Annotated in this window: 24 protein-coding genes and 1 pseudogene; 6 read left to right on the top strand and 19 right to left on the bottom strand. The window is 64.3% G+C overall.

The window, feature by feature from the left end:
• Positions 1-102: 102 nt before the first annotated feature.
• The 4 genes from AC1D75_RS09645 (at position 103) to AC1D75_RS09630 (ending at position 3,109) form a co-directional block, all read left to right on the top strand.
• A complete protein-coding gene (locus tag AC1D75_RS09645) occupies positions 103-738 on the top strand; it encodes a dTMP kinase (RefSeq protein WP_495515023.1) in 636 nt (211 codons plus the stop codon).
• Between the two features lie 117 nt (positions 739-855).
• Entirely contained in the window at positions 856-1,368 is a 513-nt protein-coding gene (locus AC1D75_RS09640; RefSeq protein ID WP_495515022.1) for a nuclear transport factor 2 family protein, read from the top strand.
• A gap of 175 nt (positions 1,369-1,543) precedes the next feature.
• On the top strand, positions 1,544-2,356 hold the full coding sequence (locus AC1D75_RS09635; RefSeq protein ID WP_495515021.1) for an Rv0361 family membrane protein: 813 nt from the start codon (positions 1,544-1,546) through the stop codon (positions 2,354-2,356).
• Positions 2,357-2,401: 45 nt separating this feature from the next.
• The gene (locus tag AC1D75_RS09630; protein ID WP_495515020.1) at positions 2,402-3,109 is read left to right on the top strand and encodes a hypothetical protein; all 708 of its coding nucleotides are present in this window, start codon (positions 2,402-2,404) and stop codon (positions 3,107-3,109) included.
• Between the two features lie 92 nt (positions 3,110-3,201).
• Here AC1D75_RS09630 and ahcY read toward each other — a convergent pair whose 3' ends face one another.
• The 16 genes and pseudogenes from ahcY to AC1D75_RS09550 form a co-directional block, all read right to left on the bottom strand.
• Positions 3,202-4,677 carry an adenosylhomocysteinase gene (gene ahcY, locus AC1D75_RS09625; protein ID WP_495515019.1) on the bottom strand — a complete coding sequence of 492 codons (1,476 nt, stop codon included), beginning with the start codon at positions 4,675-4,677 and terminating at the stop codon, positions 3,202-3,204.
• A gap of 40 nt (positions 4,678-4,717) precedes the next feature.
• Positions 4,718-5,377 (bottom strand): TetR/AcrR family transcriptional regulator, encoded by a 660-nt coding sequence (locus tag AC1D75_RS09620; protein ID WP_495515018.1) that lies wholly within the window; start codon positions 5,375-5,377, stop codon positions 4,718-4,720.
• 35 nt (positions 5,378-5,412) lie between these two features.
• Positions 5,413-5,592, bottom strand: coding sequence for a rubredoxin (locus AC1D75_RS09615; RefSeq protein ID WP_495515017.1), 180 nt, complete (start codon positions 5,590-5,592; stop codon positions 5,413-5,415).
• On the bottom strand, positions 5,589-5,759 hold the full coding sequence (locus AC1D75_RS09610; RefSeq protein ID WP_495515016.1) for a rubredoxin: 171 nt from the start codon (positions 5,757-5,759) through the stop codon (positions 5,589-5,591). Before AC1D75_RS09610 ends, AC1D75_RS09615 begins: the two co-directional genes overlap by 4 nt.
• Entirely contained in the window at positions 5,756-7,012 is a 1,257-nt protein-coding gene (locus AC1D75_RS09605; RefSeq protein WP_495515015.1) for an alkane 1-monooxygenase, read from the bottom strand. Before AC1D75_RS09605 ends, AC1D75_RS09610 begins: the two co-directional genes overlap by 4 nt.
• A 174-nt stretch (positions 7,013-7,186) precedes the next feature.
• Positions 7,187-8,728: an APC family permease gene (locus tag AC1D75_RS09600; RefSeq protein ID WP_495515014.1), complete on the bottom strand. Its 1,542-nt coding sequence runs from the start codon at positions 8,726-8,728 to the stop codon at positions 7,187-7,189.
• 142 nt (positions 8,729-8,870) lie between these two features.
• A pseudogene (locus AC1D75_RS09595) lies at positions 8,871-9,035 on the bottom strand (cation diffusion facilitator family transporter); the annotation flags it as partial.
• Between the two features lie 236 nt (positions 9,036-9,271).
• Complete coding sequence (locus tag AC1D75_RS09590; protein WP_495515013.1) at positions 9,272-9,556, bottom strand: WXG100 family type VII secretion target; 285 nt, start codon at positions 9,554-9,556, stop codon at positions 9,272-9,274.
• Between the two features lie 43 nt (positions 9,557-9,599).
• A complete protein-coding gene (locus tag AC1D75_RS09585) occupies positions 9,600-9,938 on the bottom strand; it encodes a WXG100 family type VII secretion target (RefSeq protein ID WP_495515012.1) in 339 nt (112 codons plus the stop codon).
• 115 nt (positions 9,939-10,053) lie between these two features.
• The gene (locus tag AC1D75_RS09580) at positions 10,054-10,896 is read right to left on the bottom strand and encodes an ESX secretion-associated protein EspG (RefSeq protein ID WP_495516025.1); all 843 of its coding nucleotides are present in this window, start codon (positions 10,894-10,896) and stop codon (positions 10,054-10,056) included.
• A 5-nt stretch (positions 10,897-10,901) separates the two neighbouring features.
• Positions 10,902-11,936: a PPE domain-containing protein gene (locus tag AC1D75_RS09575; protein WP_495515011.1), complete on the bottom strand. Its 1,035-nt coding sequence runs from the start codon at positions 11,934-11,936 to the stop codon at positions 10,902-10,904.
• 16 nt (positions 11,937-11,952) lie between these two features.
• On the bottom strand, positions 11,953-12,258 hold the full coding sequence (locus AC1D75_RS09570) for a PE family protein (RefSeq protein WP_495515010.1): 306 nt from the start codon (positions 12,256-12,258) through the stop codon (positions 11,953-11,955).
• Positions 12,259-12,277: 19 nt separating this feature from the next.
• Entirely contained in the window at positions 12,278-13,609 is a 1,332-nt protein-coding gene (locus AC1D75_RS09565; RefSeq protein WP_495515009.1) for a hypothetical protein, read from the bottom strand.
• Between the two features lie 30 nt (positions 13,610-13,639).
• Positions 13,640-13,957, bottom strand: a complete 318-nt coding sequence (locus tag AC1D75_RS09560) for a hypothetical protein (RefSeq protein ID WP_495515008.1) — start codon at positions 13,955-13,957, stop codon at positions 13,640-13,642.
• A 138-nt stretch (positions 13,958-14,095) separates the two neighbouring features.
• Complete coding sequence (locus AC1D75_RS09555; RefSeq protein ID WP_495515007.1) at positions 14,096-14,416, bottom strand: YbaB/EbfC family nucleoid-associated protein; 321 nt, start codon at positions 14,414-14,416, stop codon at positions 14,096-14,098.
• Complete coding sequence (locus AC1D75_RS09550) at positions 14,413-14,724, bottom strand: hypothetical protein (RefSeq protein ID WP_495515006.1); 312 nt, start codon at positions 14,722-14,724, stop codon at positions 14,413-14,415. Before AC1D75_RS09550 ends, AC1D75_RS09555 begins: the two co-directional genes overlap by 4 nt.
• 238 nt (positions 14,725-14,962) lie before the next feature.
• Here AC1D75_RS09550 and AC1D75_RS09545 point away from each other — a divergent pair, with 238 nt between their 5' ends.
• Entirely contained in the window at positions 14,963-16,435 is a 1,473-nt protein-coding gene (locus AC1D75_RS09545; RefSeq protein ID WP_495515005.1) for a MinD/ParA family ATP-binding protein, read from the top strand.
• Positions 16,436-16,462: 27 nt separating this feature from the next.
• Positions 16,463-16,966, top strand: a complete 504-nt coding sequence (locus tag AC1D75_RS09540) for a TM2 domain-containing protein (RefSeq protein ID WP_495515004.1) — start codon at positions 16,463-16,465, stop codon at positions 16,964-16,966.
• Positions 16,967-17,073: 107 nt separating this feature from the next.
• Here the strand turns inward: AC1D75_RS09540 and truA are convergent, their stop codons facing one another.
• From truA to AC1D75_RS09525, 3 genes are read right to left on the bottom strand one after another with little or no spacing between them, the layout of a single operon-like run.
• Positions 17,074-17,979: a tRNA pseudouridine(38-40) synthase TruA gene (gene truA / locus AC1D75_RS09535; protein WP_495515003.1), complete on the bottom strand. Its 906-nt coding sequence runs from the start codon at positions 17,977-17,979 to the stop codon at positions 17,074-17,076.
• A 19-nt stretch (positions 17,980-17,998) separates the two neighbouring features.
• Complete coding sequence (gene rplQ, locus AC1D75_RS09530; protein ID WP_495515002.1) at positions 17,999-18,562, bottom strand: 50S ribosomal protein L17; 564 nt, start codon at positions 18,560-18,562, stop codon at positions 17,999-18,001.
• A gap of 53 nt (positions 18,563-18,615) precedes the next feature.
• On the bottom strand, positions 18,616-19,671 hold the full coding sequence (locus tag AC1D75_RS09525) for a DNA-directed RNA polymerase subunit alpha (RefSeq protein WP_020109366.1): 1,056 nt from the start codon (positions 19,669-19,671) through the stop codon (positions 18,616-18,618).
• Between the last annotated feature and the right edge of the window lie 15 nt (positions 19,672-19,686).

The following is a 19,686-nucleotide window of genomic DNA, read 5'->3' as shown; positions in this document are numbered from 1 at the left end:
CCACATCGTGTCACCGAATCGTTGCAATGTGTGGTTGACGCGCCGACTTCCCCACGGCCCGGATGCAACACCAGCACTCCCCCGACGGTTAGTCTCGGTGGTGTGGGCGTATTGATAGCAGTAGAGGGCTTGGATGGCGCCGGTAAACACACTCTGGTCACCGGTCTCGTAAACCGTTGGGCCACAGAGGGCTATCGCGTTGCAACCATGACCTTCCCAAGGTATTCCGAATCAGTGACCGCCGACATCGCCGCAGAGGCATTGCACGGCGAACACGGTGATCTGCGGTCCAGCGTGAACGCAATGGCGTTGCTATTTGCGCTCGATCGCCGCGATGCCGACGCCGAGCTGCGGAAGTTGTTGTCCGCCAACGACGCCGTGATCCTCGACCGGTATGTCGCCTCGAACGCCGCCTACAGCGCGGCCCGACTCGGCGAAGCTGCCGACGGCGACGTTGTCGAGTGGGTCACCGCCCTCGAGTTCGGACGGTTCGGACTGGCCGTGCCCGACCATCATCTACTGCTCGACGTCCCCACCGAGCTTGCGATCGGGCGGGCGAAGTCGCGCGCCGAGGCCGACGTCACGCGCAGCCGGGACCATTACGAACGCGATCACGATCTGCAGGAACGCACCGCGCTGGTGTACCGCGGTCTGGCCGAGCGCGGCTGGATGTCTCCGTGGTCACGACTTGGTTCCGAACCCGACCCCACCCTGGCCGATCGGCTCATATCCATCTGATATCGATCGGATTTGGTCACAACCCCATCAAGAGACCGTAACGCCGACCGTGACGTGCACAGATCGACCGCGCCAGATCACTAACGTCGGGTGTAGCCGCGTTGATGGGAGGTTGTGATGATTCATCTCCCGGTCCATGTGGGCCACGGCGGTTCCCACTCCATCCCGCCGATACCCGTGCGCCCCACCGCCGCGATCGCGGCGGGTGTGCTGGTGGTCAACATCGCGCTCCTGTGGCTGGCGTTTGGTCTCCGCACCGGCCCAACGAGTGATGCCGACCAGATCGAGGAACTCGTACATCGGCAGATCACCGCCCTCAACAACCGCGACGCGGCCGGCTTGCAACTCACCTACTGCGCCGAGAGTGGACCGATCGGCGCGCGGATCGTCGAGAGCCTCGGTCCCGCAGACGCCGGCAGCACCATCGCTGTAGCCCAGATAACCGACATTCGGTTCATCGGTTCGCCACCGGCAGATCTGGCGACCGCAAGCATCACGCTGACCGTCGTCGGCGCCGAAAACCCGGCGCTGGCCACACAGCCCCGGAGCGTCTCGTACTTCAAACGCGAGGAAACCGGCTGGAAGATGTGCCAACAGAACGATCAGCAACAGACCACGCGATATCTTTGATCGCCCGAAGCGCCTCAGAAGCACATGGACGACCCCCTGTGATCCGATCAGTGCGGGGCATCGCCGACGGTGTTCGGCGCAGGCCTCCCGACGTAGAGTTCCCAGTCAGCAATCACACCGGTTCAACCACCCCCTGCCCTGGTTCCGCCTGCCCTGATCCCACCCGGAGGCCTCGATGACGCAACCACCCAACGGTCCATACGGACCCGGCGACAATCAGGACGACAAGGGTTGGGGTCAGGGTCCGGGCAGCAACCCGGATCAACCGGGCCGGGGCGATCAGCCGTCACCCGAACCCACCTGGGGCGGAACGGCCGGGCCCGAACCCACCTGGGGTGGAGCGCCGGGCGCCGGGGCCGATTGGGGCCAGAGCCGGCCACCCCGGTACGAGCCGACGACCGAGTACCGACCTGATCAGTACGGCGCCGGCGCGACGCCACCGCCGGCAGGACCGGGTGGAGCCGGACCGGCCGGGTACGGCCCCCCACCCCAAGGTCCGAAACCACCGAACAAAACCCCGTGGATCGCCGGGATCGCCGCCGCCGCAGTGCTCGTGGTGGTACTTGCGGTCGTACTGTTCGTGACCCTCGGCGGCGACGAGGACACCGACCCGATCGTCGACCCCGGGCAACTGACCACCACGTCATCGCAGTCGTCGATGGCACAGGCCGAAGAGCAGATCGAAGACGCGATCCGGACGTACACGATCGCGTTCAGCGACGCCGACTGGGAGACCGCGCTGTCGGTCACCTGTGGCGCCGAGCAGGACATCATCCGCGACCTGCAGTCAGACACCGGCGTCCAGCTGAACGGGATGAAACTGAACTCGGTCACCGGGATCGCGGTCGACGGCAACACCGCCGAGGCAACGGTGTCTCTGACATACGTCGACCCGGCCGACCAGAGCCCGGTCGAGACGAGCCGCTTCACGTTCACCATGGAGAATCGACTGGACACCTGGAAGATCTGCGACACCCGCGAGATCTGACACACCAGGCTCCGACAACACGGTCAACCCTCAGGGGAGGAATTCTTGAGTTATCCGCCGACGGGTCCATCGGGATGGGGGAACCCCGATCCTCGTCACAATCCGCAGCATCTTCAGCCGCAGTACCCACCACCGCAACCACAGCCGGGATCATGGGCTCCGGGTCACGGCGCACAGCAGTGGGGGCAGCCGGGCCCATCCGGCTCGTGGGGCACTCCACCACCGCGTCCGCCGAGAAACCCGACCGGGCTGATCATCGGTGCGATCGTCGCTGTTGTCGTGGTCGTTGTCGGCGTGGTGATCACCGTGGCCGTGCTGGCGGGCCCTGACAACACCGACAGCGGTGTGGCGGCCGATCCATCCACCGCCACCTCGTCCGCGAGCAGTTCCGCTGCTTCGGCCGATGAGGGTGATCTCCAGGCCGCCGCCGAGAAACGCGTCGAGTTGATCAACACCCAGGACGCGGTGGGTCTGCACCGGATGGCCTGTGAGGCCGATTCGCGCACGGAGTCCACCGCCGGATATCAGGATCTGTTCGACGAGAACGGGCCGATTTCGGCGTCGATCGACGTTCAGGACGTGGTCGTCGACGGCTCCCTCGGCACGGTCGAGGGTGTGATGTCGATCGATCGGGACACCGGCGACATCACCTGGCCGTTCAAGAAAGAGGACGGCCAGTGGCGGTTCTGTCCGAGCCTGTCCCAGAGTCCGACCTCGGATACCGGCGGCGACGACGACATCATCACCGGCTGACCCGGCTGCGCCAGCAGAACCGAAAATGGTGGGTACAGGCGTTCGCCCGTACCCACCATTTCAGGTGTTGAAGAACCTTGCGGCCCTAAAACTCAGTAGCGGTAATGCTCGGGCTTGTACGGGCCCTCGACGTCGACGCCGATGTACTCCGCCTGCTCTTTGGTGAGCCTGGTCAGAGTGCCGCCGAGTGCCTCGACGTGGATCTTGGCGACCTTCTCGTCCAGTGCCTTCGGCAGCCGGTAGACCTCGTTGTCGTACTCGTCGCTCTTGGTCCACAGCTCGATCTGCGCGATCACCTGGTTGGAGAAGCTGTTGCTCATCACGAACGACGGGTGGCCGGTGGCGTTGCCCAGGTTCAGCAGACGGCCTTCGGACAACACGATGATCGACTTGCCATCAGGGAAGATCCACTGATCGACCTGCGGCTTGATGTTGATCCGCTTGACCTCTTTCGACGACTCGAGGCCTGCCATGTCGATCTCGTTGTCGAAGTGACCGATGTTGCCGAGGATCGCCTGGTGCTTCATCTGCTTCATGTGATCGAAGGTGATGATGCCGAGGTTGCCGGTCGAGGTGATGATGATGTCGGCGTTGCCGATCGCCTCCTCGACGGTGACGACGTCATAACCGTCCATCAGCGCCTGCAGGGCGTTGATCGGATCGATCTCGGTGACCTGCACGCGTCCGCCCTGGCCGGCCAACGATTCGGCACAACCCTTGCCGACATCGCCGTAACCGCAGATCAGGATCTTCTTGCCACCGATGAGGACATCGGTGCCACGGTTGATTCCGTCGATCAGCGAATGACGGGTGCCGTACTTGTTGTCGAACTTGCTCTTGGTGACCGAGTCGTTGACGTTGATCGCCGGGAACACCAATTCGCCTGCTGCAGCGAACTGGTAGAGCCGCAGCACACCGGTGGTGGTTTCCTCGGTGACGCCCTGGACCGACTCGGCGATCGTCGACCACTTGGTCTTGTCCGTCTCGAAACGCTCGCGCAGCAGCGACAGGAACACCTTGTACTCGGCCGAATCGTTCTCGTCGACCGGTGGCACAACGCCCGCCTTCTCGAACTGCGCACCGCGCAGAACCAGCATGGTCGCATCGCCGCCGTCGTCGAGGATCATGTTGGCCGGCTCACCGGGCCAGGTGAGCATCTGCTCGGCAGCCCACCAGTACTCCTCGAGGCTCTCGCCCTTCCACGCGAAGACCGGCACACCCTTGGGCTCGTCGACGGTGCCGTAAGGCCCGACGACGATGGCCGCGGCGGCTTCGTCCTGGGTGGAGAAGATGTTGCACGACGCCCATCGCACCTCGGCACCGAGTGCCACCAGGGTCTCGATCAGCACCGCGGTCTGCACCGTCATGTGCAGCGAGCCCGAGACACGAGCACCCTTGAGCGGCAGTACATCCGCATATTCCCGACGCAACGCCATCAAACCCGGCATCTCGTGCTCCGCGAGCCCGATCTCTTTGCGTCCGTATTCGGCCAGCGAAAGATCCGCCACCTTGAAGTCGATGCCGTTGCGGCTGTCCGCGGTGAGCGGGCCGTTCTGGACCGATGTCATATACCACTCCTCAAAGTCCCACTGGATATTGCCTACCAGGCTAACCCGTGGTCGAACGAGCGCCACCCCCGGCTGCGGCATCGACAACCGGGTCGAAGATCTCGGCCAGATCGTCTGCGACATCGCGGTCGGCCTCCGGCGGCATGGACACATAGCTCAGTGCCATCCGGACCATCGCGCGAGCGATCCGCACGGCCGCGGTTTCGTCGGCTCCGACCCAGCTGCGCTGCAGGAGTTCACTGATCCTGCTGCTGGCCTGGTCGATCAACGGCCCGGCATCAGTGGTGATCAGCCGCAACAGATCCGGTTTCGCCTGCCCTGTCAACAACGACTGGATCAGCGGGTCCGTGGCAACAGAGGCAAAGAAGTCCGAAAAGCCCTCTGCCAACGCTATTTTGGTCTGTCCCTCGTGCGCGAGAACCGCCTCGGAGATCAAGTCCACCAACTCGTCGGCCAGGCGGAGCGCATACGCGGTCGCCAGTCCCTGCCGGGACCCGAACTCGTTGTATACGGTCTGCCTGCTGACCCCGGCCGCGGCCGCGACATCGGCCATCGTGACCGCCGACCAGTCCTTCGACCGCAACAACTCTCGCATTCCGTCGAGCAGACTGCCTCGCAGTAATCGTTTGGTGGCCTGCGCGAATGGAATTGGCGCAGCCGAGCCCACTGTGGCCGACGTGGGTTCCGAAACCTCTGACATGTCGGCCAGGGTAACGGTCGCGTCGGCCACCGGGGTCACGAGCGGGTGACTTCCTCCATGTAGAAGTCCGCTTTGGCGGCCCCACAATCCGGGCAACTCCAGTCGTCGGGGATGTCCTCCCAACGGGTTCCCGGGGCGATCCCGTCCTCGGGCCAGCCCTTCGCCTCGTCGTATTCGAATCCACACTGCATACAGACGTACAACTTGAAGTTCATGACGACACCGTCTCCTCGAAATCGATCTTCTCCCGGACGCCGCAGTCGGGGCAGGGCCAGTCGTCGGGGACGTCGGCCCATCCGGTCCCGGCCGGAAAGCCTTCGCGCGGCGCGCCGATCGCCTCGTCGTAGATGAATTCGCAGACCGGGCATCGATATGCGCTCATTTCGCGGTTCCGTTCACTTCGCCGAGCATCGACGGGCGGTGCGCGGCAAGTATCTTCTCTCGCCGACGGGGCACGATGTTGGCCAACGACAGGTCGCCGCCATAGTGTTCGACAACCCTGTGGTCCATCACTTTTCGCCACAGCGGCGGGAAGTACGCGAGCGTGATCATGCTGGCGTAGCCGCTCGGCAGAGCGGGTGCGTCCTCAAAACTGCGCAGCACCTGGTACCGACGGGTCGGATTGGCGTGGTGATCGCTGTGACGCTGCAGGTGGTACAGGAAGATGTTGGTGCAGATGTGATCCGAGTTCCAGCTGTGCTCGGGACGGGCGCGCTCATAGCGGCCACTGGCCGTCTTCTGTCGCTGCAACCCGTAGTGCTCGAGGTAGTTCACCGTCTCCAGCAACCCGAACCCGTACACGGCCTGAATGACCATGAACGGCAGGATCTGCCAGCCGAAGATCGCGGTCAGCACGCCCCACCCGACCACTGACATCAACCAGGCGTTGAGGACGTCGTTGCCGATGTTCCAGACCGGACGCTCCAGCCGTTGCATGCGGGTGCGTTCGAGATTCCAGGCCGACTTCAGACTCCCCCACACACTCCGCGGAAGGAACGCCCAGAAGGTCTCGCCGTATTTGGCGCTGGCCGGATCCTCCGGGGTGGCCACCCGTACGTGATGGCCACGGTTGTGCTCGATGTAGAAATGCCCGTAAAAGGTCTGCGCGAGAGTGACTTTCGAGAGCCATCGTTCAAGCGAGTCTTTCTTGTGCCCGAGTTCGTGGGCGGTGTTGATCCCGATGCCACCCATGACGCCGACCGTCAGGGCGATACCCAGCTTCGAGAGGAGTCCGAGGCCGCCATCGATCCCCAGCCAGCTCAGGTCGCTCGCGGTCCACAGGTAGCAGGCGAAGACCAGGCTCGCGAGCTGGAAGGGAATGTACGCGTAGGTGCAATAGCGGTAGTACTTGTCGTTTTCCAGCTCTTCCATCAGCTCCTCGGGCGGGTTCTGGCCGTCGGGCCCGAAGAACAGATCCATGATCGGCAGCAAGCCGTAGACGAGCAACGGACCGATCCACCACCAGACCGGCGCAACAACGCCGGCGCCCAGCCAGTTGAAGCCGGCCACCAACGCGGTCGCGAGAAAGAGCGCGGTCGGCGGAATGAGGCCCAGCAGCCACAGGTGACGCTTTTTGTCTCGCCATTGCGCCACCGACTGCTCGACGGTCGACGATTCCGTAGTGCCCATCATCATCCTCCTGGCCTCTTCAAACTAGAACTTGTTGTGGACACTACCGACGCTGGAGTCGTGTGTCTATACATTGAGTTCGATTTGTAAAGCGACGCACTTCACAAAAAACCCCGATCCGGGAATCAGCCCGGATCGGGGCTTGTCAGATTTCAGGTCAGCCGTCGGCCACCAACGGACTCACTCGGGGGCAACGCCATCCTTGCCTGCCCCTGCGCGGATATCGTCACCGACCTGATCTGGGATCTCACCACGAGCACGCTTCCCGACCATCGAATGGCGCTGGCTGTACAGGAAGTAGAAGGCGACACCGATCACCATCCAGACCAGGAATCGCAACCACGTCAGCGCCGACAGGTTCAGCATCAACCACACGCAGGCGATGATCGCCAGGATCGGGATCACCGGCATCCACGGCACCTTGAATCCACGAGGCAGATCCGGACGGGTCTTCCGCAGCACAATCACACCGGCCGCAACAACCACGAACGCGAACAGGGTGCCCACGTTGACCATTTCTTCCAGCTTGGTGATCGGGAAGAACGCGGCCACCACCGCGACGACCAGGCCCACCAGGATCTGGATCCGGGCCGGGGTCCCGAACCGGCTGGTCTTCGCAAATGACCGGGGCAACAGTCCGTCTCGTGACATCGCGAACAAGACACGAGACTGACCGAGCATCAGCACCATGACAACCGTGGTCAGACCTGCCAGAGCACCGATCGAAATCACCTTCTCGGCCCAGGTCACCCCGTTCAGGCCGAATGCATAGGCAAGGTTCTTGGGTTCCCCGTCGCCGGCTGACGTTGCCAGGTCCTTGTAGCTGACCATGCCCGTGACCACGATCGTGACCAGGATGTAGAGCACCGTGACGATGGCCAGTGAGCCGAGGATGCCGCGCGGCACATCTTTTTTCGGATTCTTGGTCTCTTCGGCGGTGGTCGCGACGACGTCGAAGCCGATGAAGGCGAAGAACACGATCGAGGCCGCCGCCAGGATGCCGTACCAGCCGTAGCTGGAGTCGCCGCCGCCGGTCATGAGCGAGAACAGGGTCGACTCGACGGACCGGCCGCCGGACTCCGACGGCTGTGATTCCGGCACAAACGGCTTCCAGTTGTCGGTGTCGATGTAGAAGAACCCGACAACGATCACCAACAGCACAACCGTGACCTTGACGGCCGTGACCACAGCACTGAACCGGGAGGACAACTTGGTGCCGATGACCAGCAGCACCGTGATCGTGGCGACCACGACCAGCGCACCCCAGTCGACGTCGAGACCAGCGATTTCGGTTGTGCCACCGGAGAATCCGAAGACGGTGCCCAGATAGCTCGACCAGCCCTTGGAGACAACGGCCGCACCGACCGCGAATTCGAGGATCAGGTCCCAGCCCAGGATCCAGGCCAGGAACTCACCGAAGGTGGCGTAGCCGAAGGTGTAAGCAGACCCCGCCACCGGAACGGTCGAGGCGAACTCGGCGTAGCACAGTGCAGCCAAGGCACAGGCCACCGCTGCCATCACAAAAGACAGCGAAATCGCCGGTCCCGCTTTGTCTCCGGCCGTCGACGCGGTGATGGTGAAGATGCCGGCACCGATCACCACCGAGACACCGAAAACAGTGAGATCCCACCAGGTCAAACTCTTCTTCAGCTGCGAACCGGGTTCTTCGGTGTCAGCCATCGATTGCTCCACGGATTTTGTCCGTGTCAGCGGATTGCCCATCACAACTCCTCAAGTGACATGCGTGCATTGCGGCGAATGCAGCCTGCCTGAGAAACTATCCGACCAACCCAGCGAACACTGGTTAATCCACCCGGGATGGCGCGATCATTTTCCGCCCCGGCGAATGACGCAGTCGATCGAGTCAAGAGACCGATCCTCGATCGATATCGGGTTCGAGGTAGATCACCCGCGCGACCGGAACCCGTGCCCGCACGCTCGACTCCGCGGCATCGATGGCAGCGGCGACATCGAGTGCCGAGGACCCCGGTGTGATCGCGATCTTTGCGGCCACCAGCATTTCATCCGGAGCAGTTCCGGATTTCGGGACGTGCGGACGAAGCGCCACCATGAGCCCTCGCCCTTGAGCGGTTTCGATTCCCGGTACGCGGTCGAGAACTGTAGGACTCGAGCGCGATGGCCAAGACTCCCAGCCGCTGACTCCGGCCCGGACAACAAACCCCCTGCGGCACCTCTGAACCACCGAAACCCGCCGGCACTTTCTTCCGGCGGGTCTCGGGTGTCGAGCAGTCGCGGTTGGGCGATCTAGGCGAAGTAACCTGCGGTGCGCTTATCGGCGCCCTGCATCGTCGATCCCGCTTCGCGCACCTTCGTCGACAGGTTGTTCAGCAGCAGACGAGAGTCCGAAAAGCTCGTGTCCCAACGCTGCTGCGCGACGGCGTAAGCTTCGGCACCCTGCGGTGATTGCCAGTTCGAGTGCAGTCGAACGACTTCGGACTTGAGCGTCCCGGCCAGCTCCTCGAGCTGCTTGAAATCCGAATCGAGCTGAGCCGACAGCTCCTCGATCGCGGCAAAGTTGTACTTGATCATGGCATTGTTCCCTTTCAGGCGTTGGTGTTGGAGGGGCCGAGAATCACAGGCTCAGACCGGATCCCCCACCCATGACGGAGCCGATGGTTCCTGCGAGGTCCTGGTCTTCGTTGTCGTAGCCGTTGAATCCACTCTCCAGCGACGCCTTCAGACCGTCGAGAGCAGTCTTGAGCTGAGCCCCCTCGGCCTGCCACGCCGCTGCCGCATCCTGAAACGCCTTGCTGGCGGTGCCCTGCCACATCGCTTGCGCGTCTTCGGCATTCTTGTTCAGGCGTTGCAACACAACACCCATGTCCTCGATGAGCTGCCCCACCGATTTGGTCGTGATCAACGCGTCTGGGACGTCGAGTTTCAACCCGCTGTTACCGCCGTCGGCAGTCATGGTGAATCCCCTTCTTGTGTGATTGCCGCGGTATCGGTTGATATCCGCGGATTTTGTAATCTGCTCCGGTACCACGCCGGTTTGTCACCGGGTGGGCCCCCTCCGGTTGGCCGAATCACGGCAACCACCTCCGAGCCGGCAACGTCTCCATGAGGAGCGTGACAGCCTGGGAGATCCGATGACCGGTACCCGGCGACAATGTCGACCAGACCCGGCCATCGGGAGACATACTGGGGCCGGCGACAATCCGGCCCTTGGCTGTGTCGTAGACCGCCACCGCACCTTCCGAGCGACGCGTCCGTCCCGGCGCGCATTCGATGGCAACGATTTCCGTGTGCGCACAGCAGGTATCGAACGCAACCGCATAGGTCGCGGCATCGGCGGCCGCAACACCCATCGCATGGAGCGCATCGGCGTAATCGGCTGCGGACTGCGCTCCATCGAGCCGATTTTGCAATTCATCGGCGGGCACGCTGACCGACGGAACACTCACCGGAGGAACCTGCGTGGCCTCGGCCGGTTCGAGCAAACGTGCAACGAGCTGACCCACCTCGAGGTCACTGCCGATCGCAATGTCGCGGAGCACCAGACCCGATTCGGTCTTGGTCGCCAACACGTGGTGATCACCACGCCGCGCAAGGCAGATCCGACGAATCGAAGTATCCCGGTGGCAACGGATCTCGAGTAGTACGTCGGGGATCGACAGTATCGTGAGCGCCTCGGCCAGTGCGTCGGTGACACCCACCCCGCCTGCCGGGTCCGGGTCGACGGTCAGCCATCCGGCAGCGCTCAACTCCGCTGCTGCGGCAACACGCGCCTTCTCGCGCTCGTCGACGTACTCGTGACAAGGCCCGATCGCGAGCACCGACGGCCACGTCTGGAGGTCGAGAATGTCTGCCACATAGTCGATCTGATCCTGCGAGAGACTGAACTCGCATACCACCGGAGTAGCCCACATGTCGTTCACCCGCCTTGTTCCGTGGCGCCGAGAACCGCCGGCACCGACATGGCGGGCGGCAGGTCGAGAGTTCCGTTGCGGTACCGCGGATCCGGATGATCGCCGACGTTGACTGCCGCAGCAATCGGCGCACCGTGGAAGTCCTCGTCACCCACCCCCGATACGCCCACTGGATCGATGCCGGCTCCGGCGTGTGCGGGGGCTCGGCGCGAGACTGAATCCCCTCCATGACCGGGAGCACCCATCATGGGTGCCATCGGCGCCGCGGGCACCGACGGCCGCGCGGCGGCCGATGTCGACGCCGGTTGCACCATCACGGGCGACGCCGATGAACCCGCAAGAATGGTTGTGGCATAACGCGTCTGCTGACGCGGAACGGAAACCGGCGCGTATCCACTGATACCACCGGGCACCGCCCCGGCCGCGGCTTCCGGGCGTGCCGGTACCGCCCGGGCTGCCTCCCGAACTGCCTGTTCGGCAACCAGCGCATCGGGTGAGACGATCTCGGCCGGGCGCGGTACCGACCACCCGCGCGAAACGGGTTCGGTGGCTGCCTCGTAGGTTTCCATGACCCGCGCGGCACGTTGCTTCTGGTCAGCCGCTGCCCGCTCGGCATCGGCTGCCACACCGCCGACGGGCGCACCCGTCGCGGCACCGACGGCCACGGCCGTCGTATGGATGTCTTCGGTGATCTGCAGTTCCGGTAGTCCAGGCATGCCGATCCGGGCCACGGTGGTCGCGGCCGCCTGTGCGCCCGCACGTGCTGCACTGTCTGCGGCGGCAGCGGCAGCATCGGAGAACCAACCGGCGAACGAGGCCAGTTTCCCGAAAGCCTCATCACTGGAAGCTGATTCCCAGGAGATGCCGAGCTTGGCCAGGATCCGAACGTAGTCGACACCCGCGTCGGTGAGCAGTGCCGAGACCTGCGCCCAGCCGAGTGCGGCAGCGATCAGCGGGCCGTCACCGGCACCGGCACCCAGATCGGTTGCCAACTGCTTGGTGGGCCTGGCCTCCCACACGACATTCGTGAATCCGGTCATGATCATGTCCCCGGCGTCAGAGCCGGAAGGTCCCCTCGATGTCGGCCTCGACCGTGCCGAAATCACGCGCCTGGGCGCGCAGCACCGCAGCGATCTTTCGGAGTTCGTGCACACCGGCGGCCGCAGTGTCGGTGAAACTCTCCGCGACGGCACCGAATGTGGTGGCAGCGGTGGTCGACACCTCGTCGCGACCTGCCGCCGCCACCACGAGTGCCGGACGGTGAACGGCCACACCCTGTTCGAGCTCATTTGCCAGCCGGTCGAGATCACCTGCGGCTCGCAATAATTCGCCCGAGTCGACGTTCAACTCACCTGTGGACATCGTTTCCCCCATGTTCGTGTCAGGCTTCTTGGTTGTGGTCAGGCTGGTTGCGGTCAGGCGGACCCAACCGCAGACGTACGTCCGGCGTCGGTGTCGCTTCCGGCGTCTGGGTTTCGCCCAGGACCGCGGGAGCAACAGCCGGCATCTCGCCGATGATCCTGGTGCCGTTGAGTTCGGTGACGAGATAGTCCGCGGCCTCGTGCTGATCATCAGACGCACCGGCGCCGCGTCCGGCTCCCATCCCGCCGCCACCCATCGGTGCCATCGGCCCGGTCGTGCCGGCAGGAACCACCGTGTTCTGATTCCTGTTGACCGGTCCACCACCGGATTCCGGTGCCGAGCCGCCGAGCAGTCCCGGCGTTGTCCGTGCACTCAGCGGGCTGGGGCCGCTACCGCCGCCGCCACCGCCTCCACCGCCGCCGCCCCCGCGGCCGGCGGACATCCCACCACCGAGACCCGCCGGAACAGTCTTGGCTTCGTCGATGTCTTTGCTGTCGTACGCGGTTTGCAGTTGAGCCTGATGCGATTTCATGAGTTCGGTCGCGGCCTTTGACGACATGGTGCCGAGTTGTCCCACGCCGGTCATCATCGGTTTGCCGACCGAGTCGAGCACCGTGCTGGCAATCGAAAAGGGTGATGCTCCCGCTGCGGGAGCACCTGTCACCGGCACCGGTTGTCCGGTCGCCATCATGTGCGTTGTCGGCGCCAGCAATTGCGCTCGGGTGGCGGCAACCACCGCGGTCGCCTCGGCCAGGCCATCAGCGGCCGCTGCCAACGCCACGGCCTGGCCGGGCGGTGTGACCAGAAACGGTGCAGAAGCGGTGATGATGCCAACCGTTTTCGCGATGATTCCCTGGACGAGCCCGAGGCCGACGCCAACGATCGCCGCGGCTCCTTGGGTGTCGGCCGTCATCGTGGTGCCCTGTGTGGACAAGGCCGCGGTGTCGGCGCCGGCCTGCACCCCCTTGGCGGTCGCCGCCGTGGCGGACTGCCCGCTCCACACCTGATCGAGAACTTTCAATGCGCCGGAACCCATCGACATCGACGTGTCCAGGATCTGCGAAAGAGCCTCGAAGGTCATGGTGGGGTCGAAGTCGCCTCCACCGAGGTCGCCCGAGCCGAAGCCGCCCAGCAGATCAGTCAACGGTTTGAGCAGGACGTCGAGGTCGAGCGGCGGCAGCGGCGGCAGATCTGGCAGTGGCGGCATCCCCGAAAACACCGGGAGCCCGGGCAGGCCAAGGTCTTTCAAGACCTGACTGACCGGGGTGTCGAGTATCGGCCCGAGTGGACTCGATTCGACCAGTTGGCGGATCGTCGGATCAAGCGGCGGCGGTACAGCTGCCGATGGCATCGTCGGAAAACTCACGTGGCCCGATCCGGTCTACAGCGCAGCCTGCACGGCGGCGAAACCCCGGCCGCTGCCGTCGTCCGCCTCAGCGATCTGCGCGGCCGTGGCAAACGCGGCTGCCGCGCTTCCGGCGTGGACCGCAGCGAGTTGCCCGACCCCGAACAGATGACTCGCCTGCGCCTGTGCGAACGCCAGCAGGAACTCCTGCCCGATCAACCCGAACACCGGCACCATCTGAGCGATGTTCGCGGCGGCGTTGATCGAACCCGCACTGGCAACCGCTGCCGACATCAAGGCAGCCGTGTCCCCATATGCCTCGATTGCCGCCGGTACCGCTGTTACGTCAGACATTTGTCCCCCCGTTTTTCGAAAACATGTGTACTACCCCAACCCCTCGGATTGCCCGACTCTCGCAACCCGCCACTCCCACAGTTCGGCGATAAGACGCCTCCCGGGCCGCAACGGTTCCCTCCCGCGGCGGCGCACCGCTCATGTCGGTCGGCTGTTCACCAGATCGGCAAAAGATTCGTTGAACTCCTCGAGGATCTCACCCCGGCGGGCGAACGCGCGCCCTGCCGCGACACCGGCCGTCGCGACGATCAGGTCCGAAAGCGCGCCGGCCCCGAGCTGCGGAGCCGTTGGCGCGAACCACAACCCGGTCAGCTCACCGATACCATTCACCTCCGCGGTGACATGGTCTCCGGGCGAGGTCTCACGTGCGGAGATGGCGGCCAAACGTTCATTGACCTCGTGTAACCGATCGAGCTGTGCCCGGGCCCTGGCCTCGAGTTCATCCATCGCGGAGCTCATACCGACCTCATCCAGCTGCCCGGTTCGCCTGCGGTGGCGTCGTCCTCGTACTCGGCCCTGGCGAGATCATCGGGCCGAGGCAGATTCATCTGTTCGATGATGTCGGCGCCGACGCCCGCCGCGCGCAACTCTTCCCGACGCGCGACGCCGGCGTTCATCGCCGCCTGCCGGCACAGCCGGAGTACCTCCGCGGCGAGTATCGCCGGGTCCTTGTGCAATTCGGCAGGTTCGATCCGTACCGACATCGGCAGGCCCTGTTCCGTCGTGACGACAGACAGGCCTCCGGTGCGTGAAGTTGCAGCAGCCATGGTTCCCCCTCAAGAACTCCCCTTGGCGACAGATAGTACCCACAACCTGAGACACTGCGGAGATGCGGCACGGCATGGACATCCGCTCCACCCGACCACGGGAGATCGTGGTGGTCTATCATCGCCGGTATCCAGGGGTGGCGGGGTGGATTCGATATATGGAACACCTGGGGCTTTCATCGCTGGCAAGGCGAAATGCAACTGGTTAGACGAAGTGCAACAACGGGGGGCTGTTTCTGTGAGCTACAACAATGCCGACGTGCCGGCGGCACCACCATGGCTTCAGAGCGCGGCGGACATCGATGTCGCAGCGTTCGAGCGCGCCGATCAATCACCAACGGCGCCGCAGGCCCCGGACGTACCGGCAACGCCAGAGGCATCCGTACCCACACCACCTCACGCCGCCGCATCACCGCCGAGCCCACCCGGACCCGAGACACCACCGGTGACGGCGCACTCGGGCCGCCATGGCCATGCGCCCGATGCCGTCGGTGCGGACCCGTCGCAACCCGCTCCCCCGCCACAACCCCCGGTCGAGCAGCAGTTCTGGCCGCCGCACCAACCGCCGGCTGCGCCCACCTGCCCGGCGGGGCCAGGCCCCTATGGCGGCGGCAATCCGTACGGTGAATCCCCTCCGCCCCAGGGCTTTCCGCCAGCAGGCATCCCGCCGCAGAGCAATCCGGCGGGGCCGCCCGGCTACTTTCCGGGACAGCAGCCGATGCCCCCGCACCAGCAGTACGCCCCCGGGCAGCCACCGGCGCCCGCACCGACGAGCCTCGACGAAGTGGCACTGCTCCGAAAAGCTCGCCGCGCACCGGCCAGCGGATGGCGGCGGACCGTACACAAACTATCGGCGGGCACCATCAACCCCGGCGAATCCCCGGACGACCTCGTCTACAAACAACTACTCGAACGCGTGAATCAGCCCGTCCGCGGCGACTATCGAATCGCGGTCCTCTCACTCAAGGGCGGCGTCGGAAAGACCACGACCACAGTCGGTCTGGGCTCGACATTCGCATCGCTGCGTGGCGATCGGGTGATCGCCGTGGATGCCAATCCCGACCTGGGCACTCTCGGGCAACGCATTCCGCAGCAGACCCGATCGACGGTGCGCGATCTGCTCGCCGACGAATCGATCTACCGCTACTCCGACGTCCGCGCGCACACGTCCCAGGCGCCGAGCCGCCTGGAAATACTTGCGTCCGAACGTGATCCGGCCAAGGCCGAGGCCTTCAGTGAAGCGGACTACCGCGGCGTGATGACGGTGCTACAGCGCTTCTACAACATCATCATCACCGATTGCGGCACCGGCCTGAGCCATTCGGCGATGAACGGTGTGCTCGACATGGCCAACTCACTGATCCTGGTGACCTCCCCTGCCATCGACGGGGCACGCAGCGCCGGAGCGACACTCGACTGGCTGCAGGCCCACGGGTTCGGGCATCTGGTGTCAGGAGCGGTCGTGGTTCTCAGCTCGTCACGGCCCGGCGCATCGACCATCGACACCGACCAGCTCAGCGCCCACTTCCTGACCAGATGCCGCGCCGTACAGCAGATCCCGTTCGACGACCACCTCGCCGAGGGCGCCGAGGTCGATCTCGATCTCCTCAGCAAGGACACCCGTCGCGCACTGGTCGAGATGGCCGCGACCGTGGCAGACGACTTCCCCTCCACCACGATGCGACGCGGAGACCCGTACTACACGTCCTGATCACCCGACACCTCAGACAAGGACACCGTGAACCATCCGGGCCCCTTCGACGGTTCTCAACAACCGGATTGGCAGAACCCTGCGCAGTCGTTGCCAGGGATTCCGCCTGCCTACCCGGCGCCATATATGCCACCGGCCGGCACAGACCCGCACGCCGCGGCATATCCTGTCATGCCTTATGGCCAACCGATATACGGTGCACCGGCCTATGGCCACCCCGGTTTCGGATTCGACCCCACCGCACCCTATGGTCGCGATCCGTACAGCGGAGAACCGTTGTCGGACAAGTCGAAGATCTCGGCAGGCTTACTGCAGCTGTTCCTCGGCGGATTCGGTGCGGGTCGCTTCTACCTGGGACACAACGGAATCGCAGTTGCCCAGCTGATCACGCTCATCCTCGGGTGGTTGCTGGCAATCATCCTGATCGGCTACCTCATCCTGCTCGGGCTGAGTATCTGGGTCTTCATCGACGCGATCATGATGTTCACCGGCGGCGTCCGGGACTCGCGGGGATTCAAACTCAGAAACTGATCGCGACCAGGGTCTCAACGATAGGAGCCAATACCGCGAAAGTGTGCCGTTCTGGCGAACAAAGCCCCAGGTGAACACCGCCAGAAGGCCACATCATCGGGGGTGGGTCAGTCTCCGCAGCAGCCGGACGGTTCGATCGCGGCCCGCGTCTCGCGAGTGATCGCATTACGTTGCGCCAGTGCACTATCGGGTGGATAGTCCACACCGATCAGCGTCAAACCACATGCAGGCGCCACCGGGACCTCACTGGAGCGCGCCCGCTGCTGCAGCAGTCCCGCGCACCAGTCCACCGAGCGACGCCCTTCGCCGACGGTCGCCACGGCACCGACCAGTGAGCGAACCATCGACCAGCAGAACGCATCCGCACTCACCTGTGCGACCAGAACGCCATAGTCATCGCGCATCCACGTGAACTGCTGGAGATCCCGAACTGTCGTGGCGCCCTCGCGGCGCTTGCAGAATGCCGCGAAGTCGTTGAGGCCGAGCAGCGTTGAGGCCGCTTCCTCCAGGAGGTCGGCGTTGAGCGGCCGACTCCAGGCGGCTGTGGTGCGCGCGACCACCGGCTCAGCGCCCCAGGGATCGTCGGTCAGTCGGTATTCGTAGTGGCGGCGCAGGGCAGAAAAGCGCGCGTCGAACTCCGCGGGCGCTTCCTCGATGTCCTTGACCCGCACATCGGTGGGCAGCATCTTGGCAAGCCGCCGAACGAGTTTGGCCGGGTCCCCGTCTATCGACCGGGTTTGCAAGGCAACTTCGGGCACATCAAAATGTGCCACCTGCCCGGTGCCGTGAACGCCGGCGTCGGTGCGGCCGGCAACGGTGAGCGTCACCGGTTCCCGCAGCACGGTGCCGAGGGTCTCCTCCAGCACGCCACACACTGTTCGCAGGCCGGGTTGTCTGGCCCAGCCCGCGAAGTCGGTTCCGTCGTAACCGATCTGCATCCGCAGCCGGACGAGCGGTCCCTCGAAATGACGAGACCCGCCACCGGAAAATCCGGTGGCGGGCTCTTGGGTCACTGACTCGCTCAGTGACCGACTACTTCTCGTCGGTCTTGGCGTCAACAGCGGTGGCAGCAGTCGACTCTTCGTCGACAGCCTCGGCCACAGCTTCAGCGTTCTCAACCTCGGCGTCGGTGGCGTCGGCTTCAACAGCCTCGACCACGTTGTCCTCGGTTGCGGCTTCTTCAGACTTCTTCTTCGAGGCCGCTGCGCGGGTGGCGCGATCGGCTTCCGACGAAGCGGTCTTGTCCCGAACCAGCTCGATCACTGCCATGGGGGCGTTGTCGCCCTTGCGCGGCAGAGTCTTGACGATGCGGGTGTAGCCGCCGTCGCGGTCCGCGTAGAACGGGCCGATCTCGGCGAACAGGGCATGCACGATGTCCTTGTTGCGGATGACCTTCAGCACCTCACGGCGATGAGCCAGGTTACCGGCCTTCGCGTGGGTGATCAGCTTTTCCGCGTACGGGCGGAGACGCTTTGCCTTGGTCTCGGTGGTGGTGATCCGGCCGTGCTCGAAGAGCGAGGTGGCGAGGTTCGCCAGCATCGCTTTCTGGTGCGAAGCCGACCCGCCGAGGCGGGTACCCTTTGTGGGCTTGGGCATTTCGAACTCCTAGGGTTCGCTCTCGACCTCTCGGCCGTGAGCTGGGGGTCTTGTTAGAGCTGTTCGGTTTCTGCGAAATCCTCGCCGGCATCGGCGTCGGAGAAGGAAGTGTCATCGGTCCAGGTACCGGTCGCGACGTCGTATCCGGCCACCTGGGACGGATCGAAGCTCGCGGGGCTGTCCTTGAGTGCCAGGCCGAGTGCGTGCAGCTTGACCTTGACCTCGTCGATGGACTTCTGGCCGAAGTTGCGGATGTCCAGCAGGTCCGATTCGGTCCGGGCCACCAGCTCGCCGACGGTGTGCACTCCCTCGCGCTTGAGGCAGTTGTACGACCGAACGGTGAGTTCGAGGTCTTCGATCGGAAGGCTGAACGACGCGATGTGATCGGCCTCGGCGGGCGAGGGTCCGATCTCCACACCTTCTGCTTCGATATTGAGTTCACGGGCCAGACCGAACAGCTCGACGAGGGTCTTACCGGCCGAGGCCAGTGCGTCCCGCGCGGAGATCGAGTTCTTGGTTTCCACATCGAGAACGAGCCGATCGAAGTCGGTGCGCTGCTCGACGCGGGTGGCCTCCACCTTGTACGTGACCTTGAGAACCGGCGAGTAGATCGAGTCGACCGGGATACGGCCGATCTCGGCGCCGGACGCCTTGTTCTGGACGGCGGGGACATAGCCGCGACCGCGCTCGACGACGAGCTCGATCTCCAACTTGCCCTTGTCGTTCAGGGTGGCGATGTGCAGGTCCGGGTTGTGCACGGTGACACCGGCCGGGGGCACGATGTCGGCACCGGTGACAGCACCGGGGCCCTGCTTGCGCACGTACATGGTGACCGGCTCGTCCTCTTCGGAGCTCACGACCAGGCCCTTGAGGTTCAGGATGATGTCGGTGACGTCTTCCTTGACTCCGGGGACGGTGGTGAACTCGTGCAGGACTCCGTCGATCCGGATGCTGGTGACAGCGGCTCCGGGAATCGACGACAGCAGGGTACGGCGCAGCGAGTTGCCGAGCGTGTACCCGAAACCTGGCTCGAGCGGCTCGATGACGAACTTCGAGCGATCTCCCGAGATGATCTCTTCGGACAGTGTGGGTCGCTGTGAAATCAGCATTGAAACTTCTTCTCC

It is taken from the genome of Williamsia sp. Y712, assembly GCF_059445525.1.
The sequence above is the reverse complement of the archived record's forward strand: the minus strand, read 5'-3'. Positions and strand labels throughout refer to the sequence as shown.

Bases quoted from the DNA above. Each gene is read 5' to 3' on its own strand.
- AC1D75_RS09640 (WP_495515022.1), top strand. From the start codon at position 856: ATGATTCATCTCCCGGTCCATGTGGGCCACGGCGGTTCCCACTCCATC.
- AC1D75_RS09635 (WP_495515021.1), top strand. From the start codon at position 1,544: ATGACGCAACCACCCAACGGTCCATACGGACCCGGCGACAATCAGGAC.
- ahcY (WP_495515019.1), bottom strand. From the start codon at position 4,677: ATGACATCGGTCCAGAACGGCCCGCTCACCGCGGACAGCCGCAACGGC.
- AC1D75_RS09620 (WP_495515018.1), bottom strand. From the start codon at position 5,377: ATGTCAGAGGTTTCGGAACCCACGTCGGCCACAGTGGGCTCGGCTGCG.
- AC1D75_RS09615 (WP_495515017.1), bottom strand. From the start codon at position 5,592: ATGAACTTCAAGTTGTACGTCTGTATGCAGTGTGGATTCGAATACGAC.
- AC1D75_RS09610 (WP_495515016.1), bottom strand. From the start codon at position 5,759: ATGAGCGCATATCGATGCCCGGTCTGCGAATTCATCTACGACGAGGCG.
- AC1D75_RS09605 (WP_495515015.1), bottom strand. From the start codon at position 7,012: ATGATGATGGGCACTACGGAATCGTCGACCGTCGAGCAGTCGGTGGCG.
- AC1D75_RS09600 (WP_495515014.1), bottom strand. From the start codon at position 8,728: ATGGGCAATCCGCTGACACGGACAAAATCCGTGGAGCAATCGATGGCT.
- AC1D75_RS09590 (WP_495515013.1), bottom strand. From the start codon at position 9,556: ATGATCAAGTACAACTTTGCCGCGATCGAGGAGCTGTCGGCTCAGCTC.
- AC1D75_RS09585 (WP_495515012.1), bottom strand. From the start codon at position 9,938: ATGACTGCCGACGGCGGTAACAGCGGGTTGAAACTCGACGTCCCAGAC.
- AC1D75_RS09580 (WP_495516025.1), bottom strand. From the start codon at position 10,896: ATGTGGGCTACTCCGGTGGTATGCGAGTTCAGTCTCTCGCAGGATCAG.
- AC1D75_RS09575 (WP_495515011.1), bottom strand. From the start codon at position 11,936: ATGACCGGATTCACGAATGTCGTGTGGGAGGCCAGGCCCACCAAGCAG.
- AC1D75_RS09570 (WP_495515010.1), bottom strand. From the start codon at position 12,258: ATGTCCACAGGTGAGTTGAACGTCGACTCGGGCGAATTATTGCGAGCC.
- AC1D75_RS09565 (WP_495515009.1), bottom strand. From the start codon at position 13,609: ATGCCATCGGCAGCTGTACCGCCGCCGCTTGATCCGACGATCCGCCAA.
- AC1D75_RS09560 (WP_495515008.1), bottom strand. From the start codon at position 13,957: ATGTCTGACGTAACAGCGGTACCGGCGGCAATCGAGGCATATGGGGAC.
- AC1D75_RS09555 (WP_495515007.1), bottom strand. From the start codon at position 14,416: ATGAGCTCCGCGATGGATGAACTCGAGGCCAGGGCCCGGGCACAGCTC.
- AC1D75_RS09550 (WP_495515006.1), bottom strand. From the start codon at position 14,724: ATGGCTGCTGCAACTTCACGCACCGGAGGCCTGTCTGTCGTCACGACG.
- rplQ (WP_495515002.1), bottom strand. From the start codon at position 18,562: ATGCCCAAGCCCACAAAGGGTACCCGCCTCGGCGGGTCGGCTTCGCAC.
- AC1D75_RS09525 (WP_020109366.1), bottom strand. From the start codon at position 19,671: ATGCTGATTTCACAGCGACCCACACTGTCCGAAGAGATCATCTCGGGA.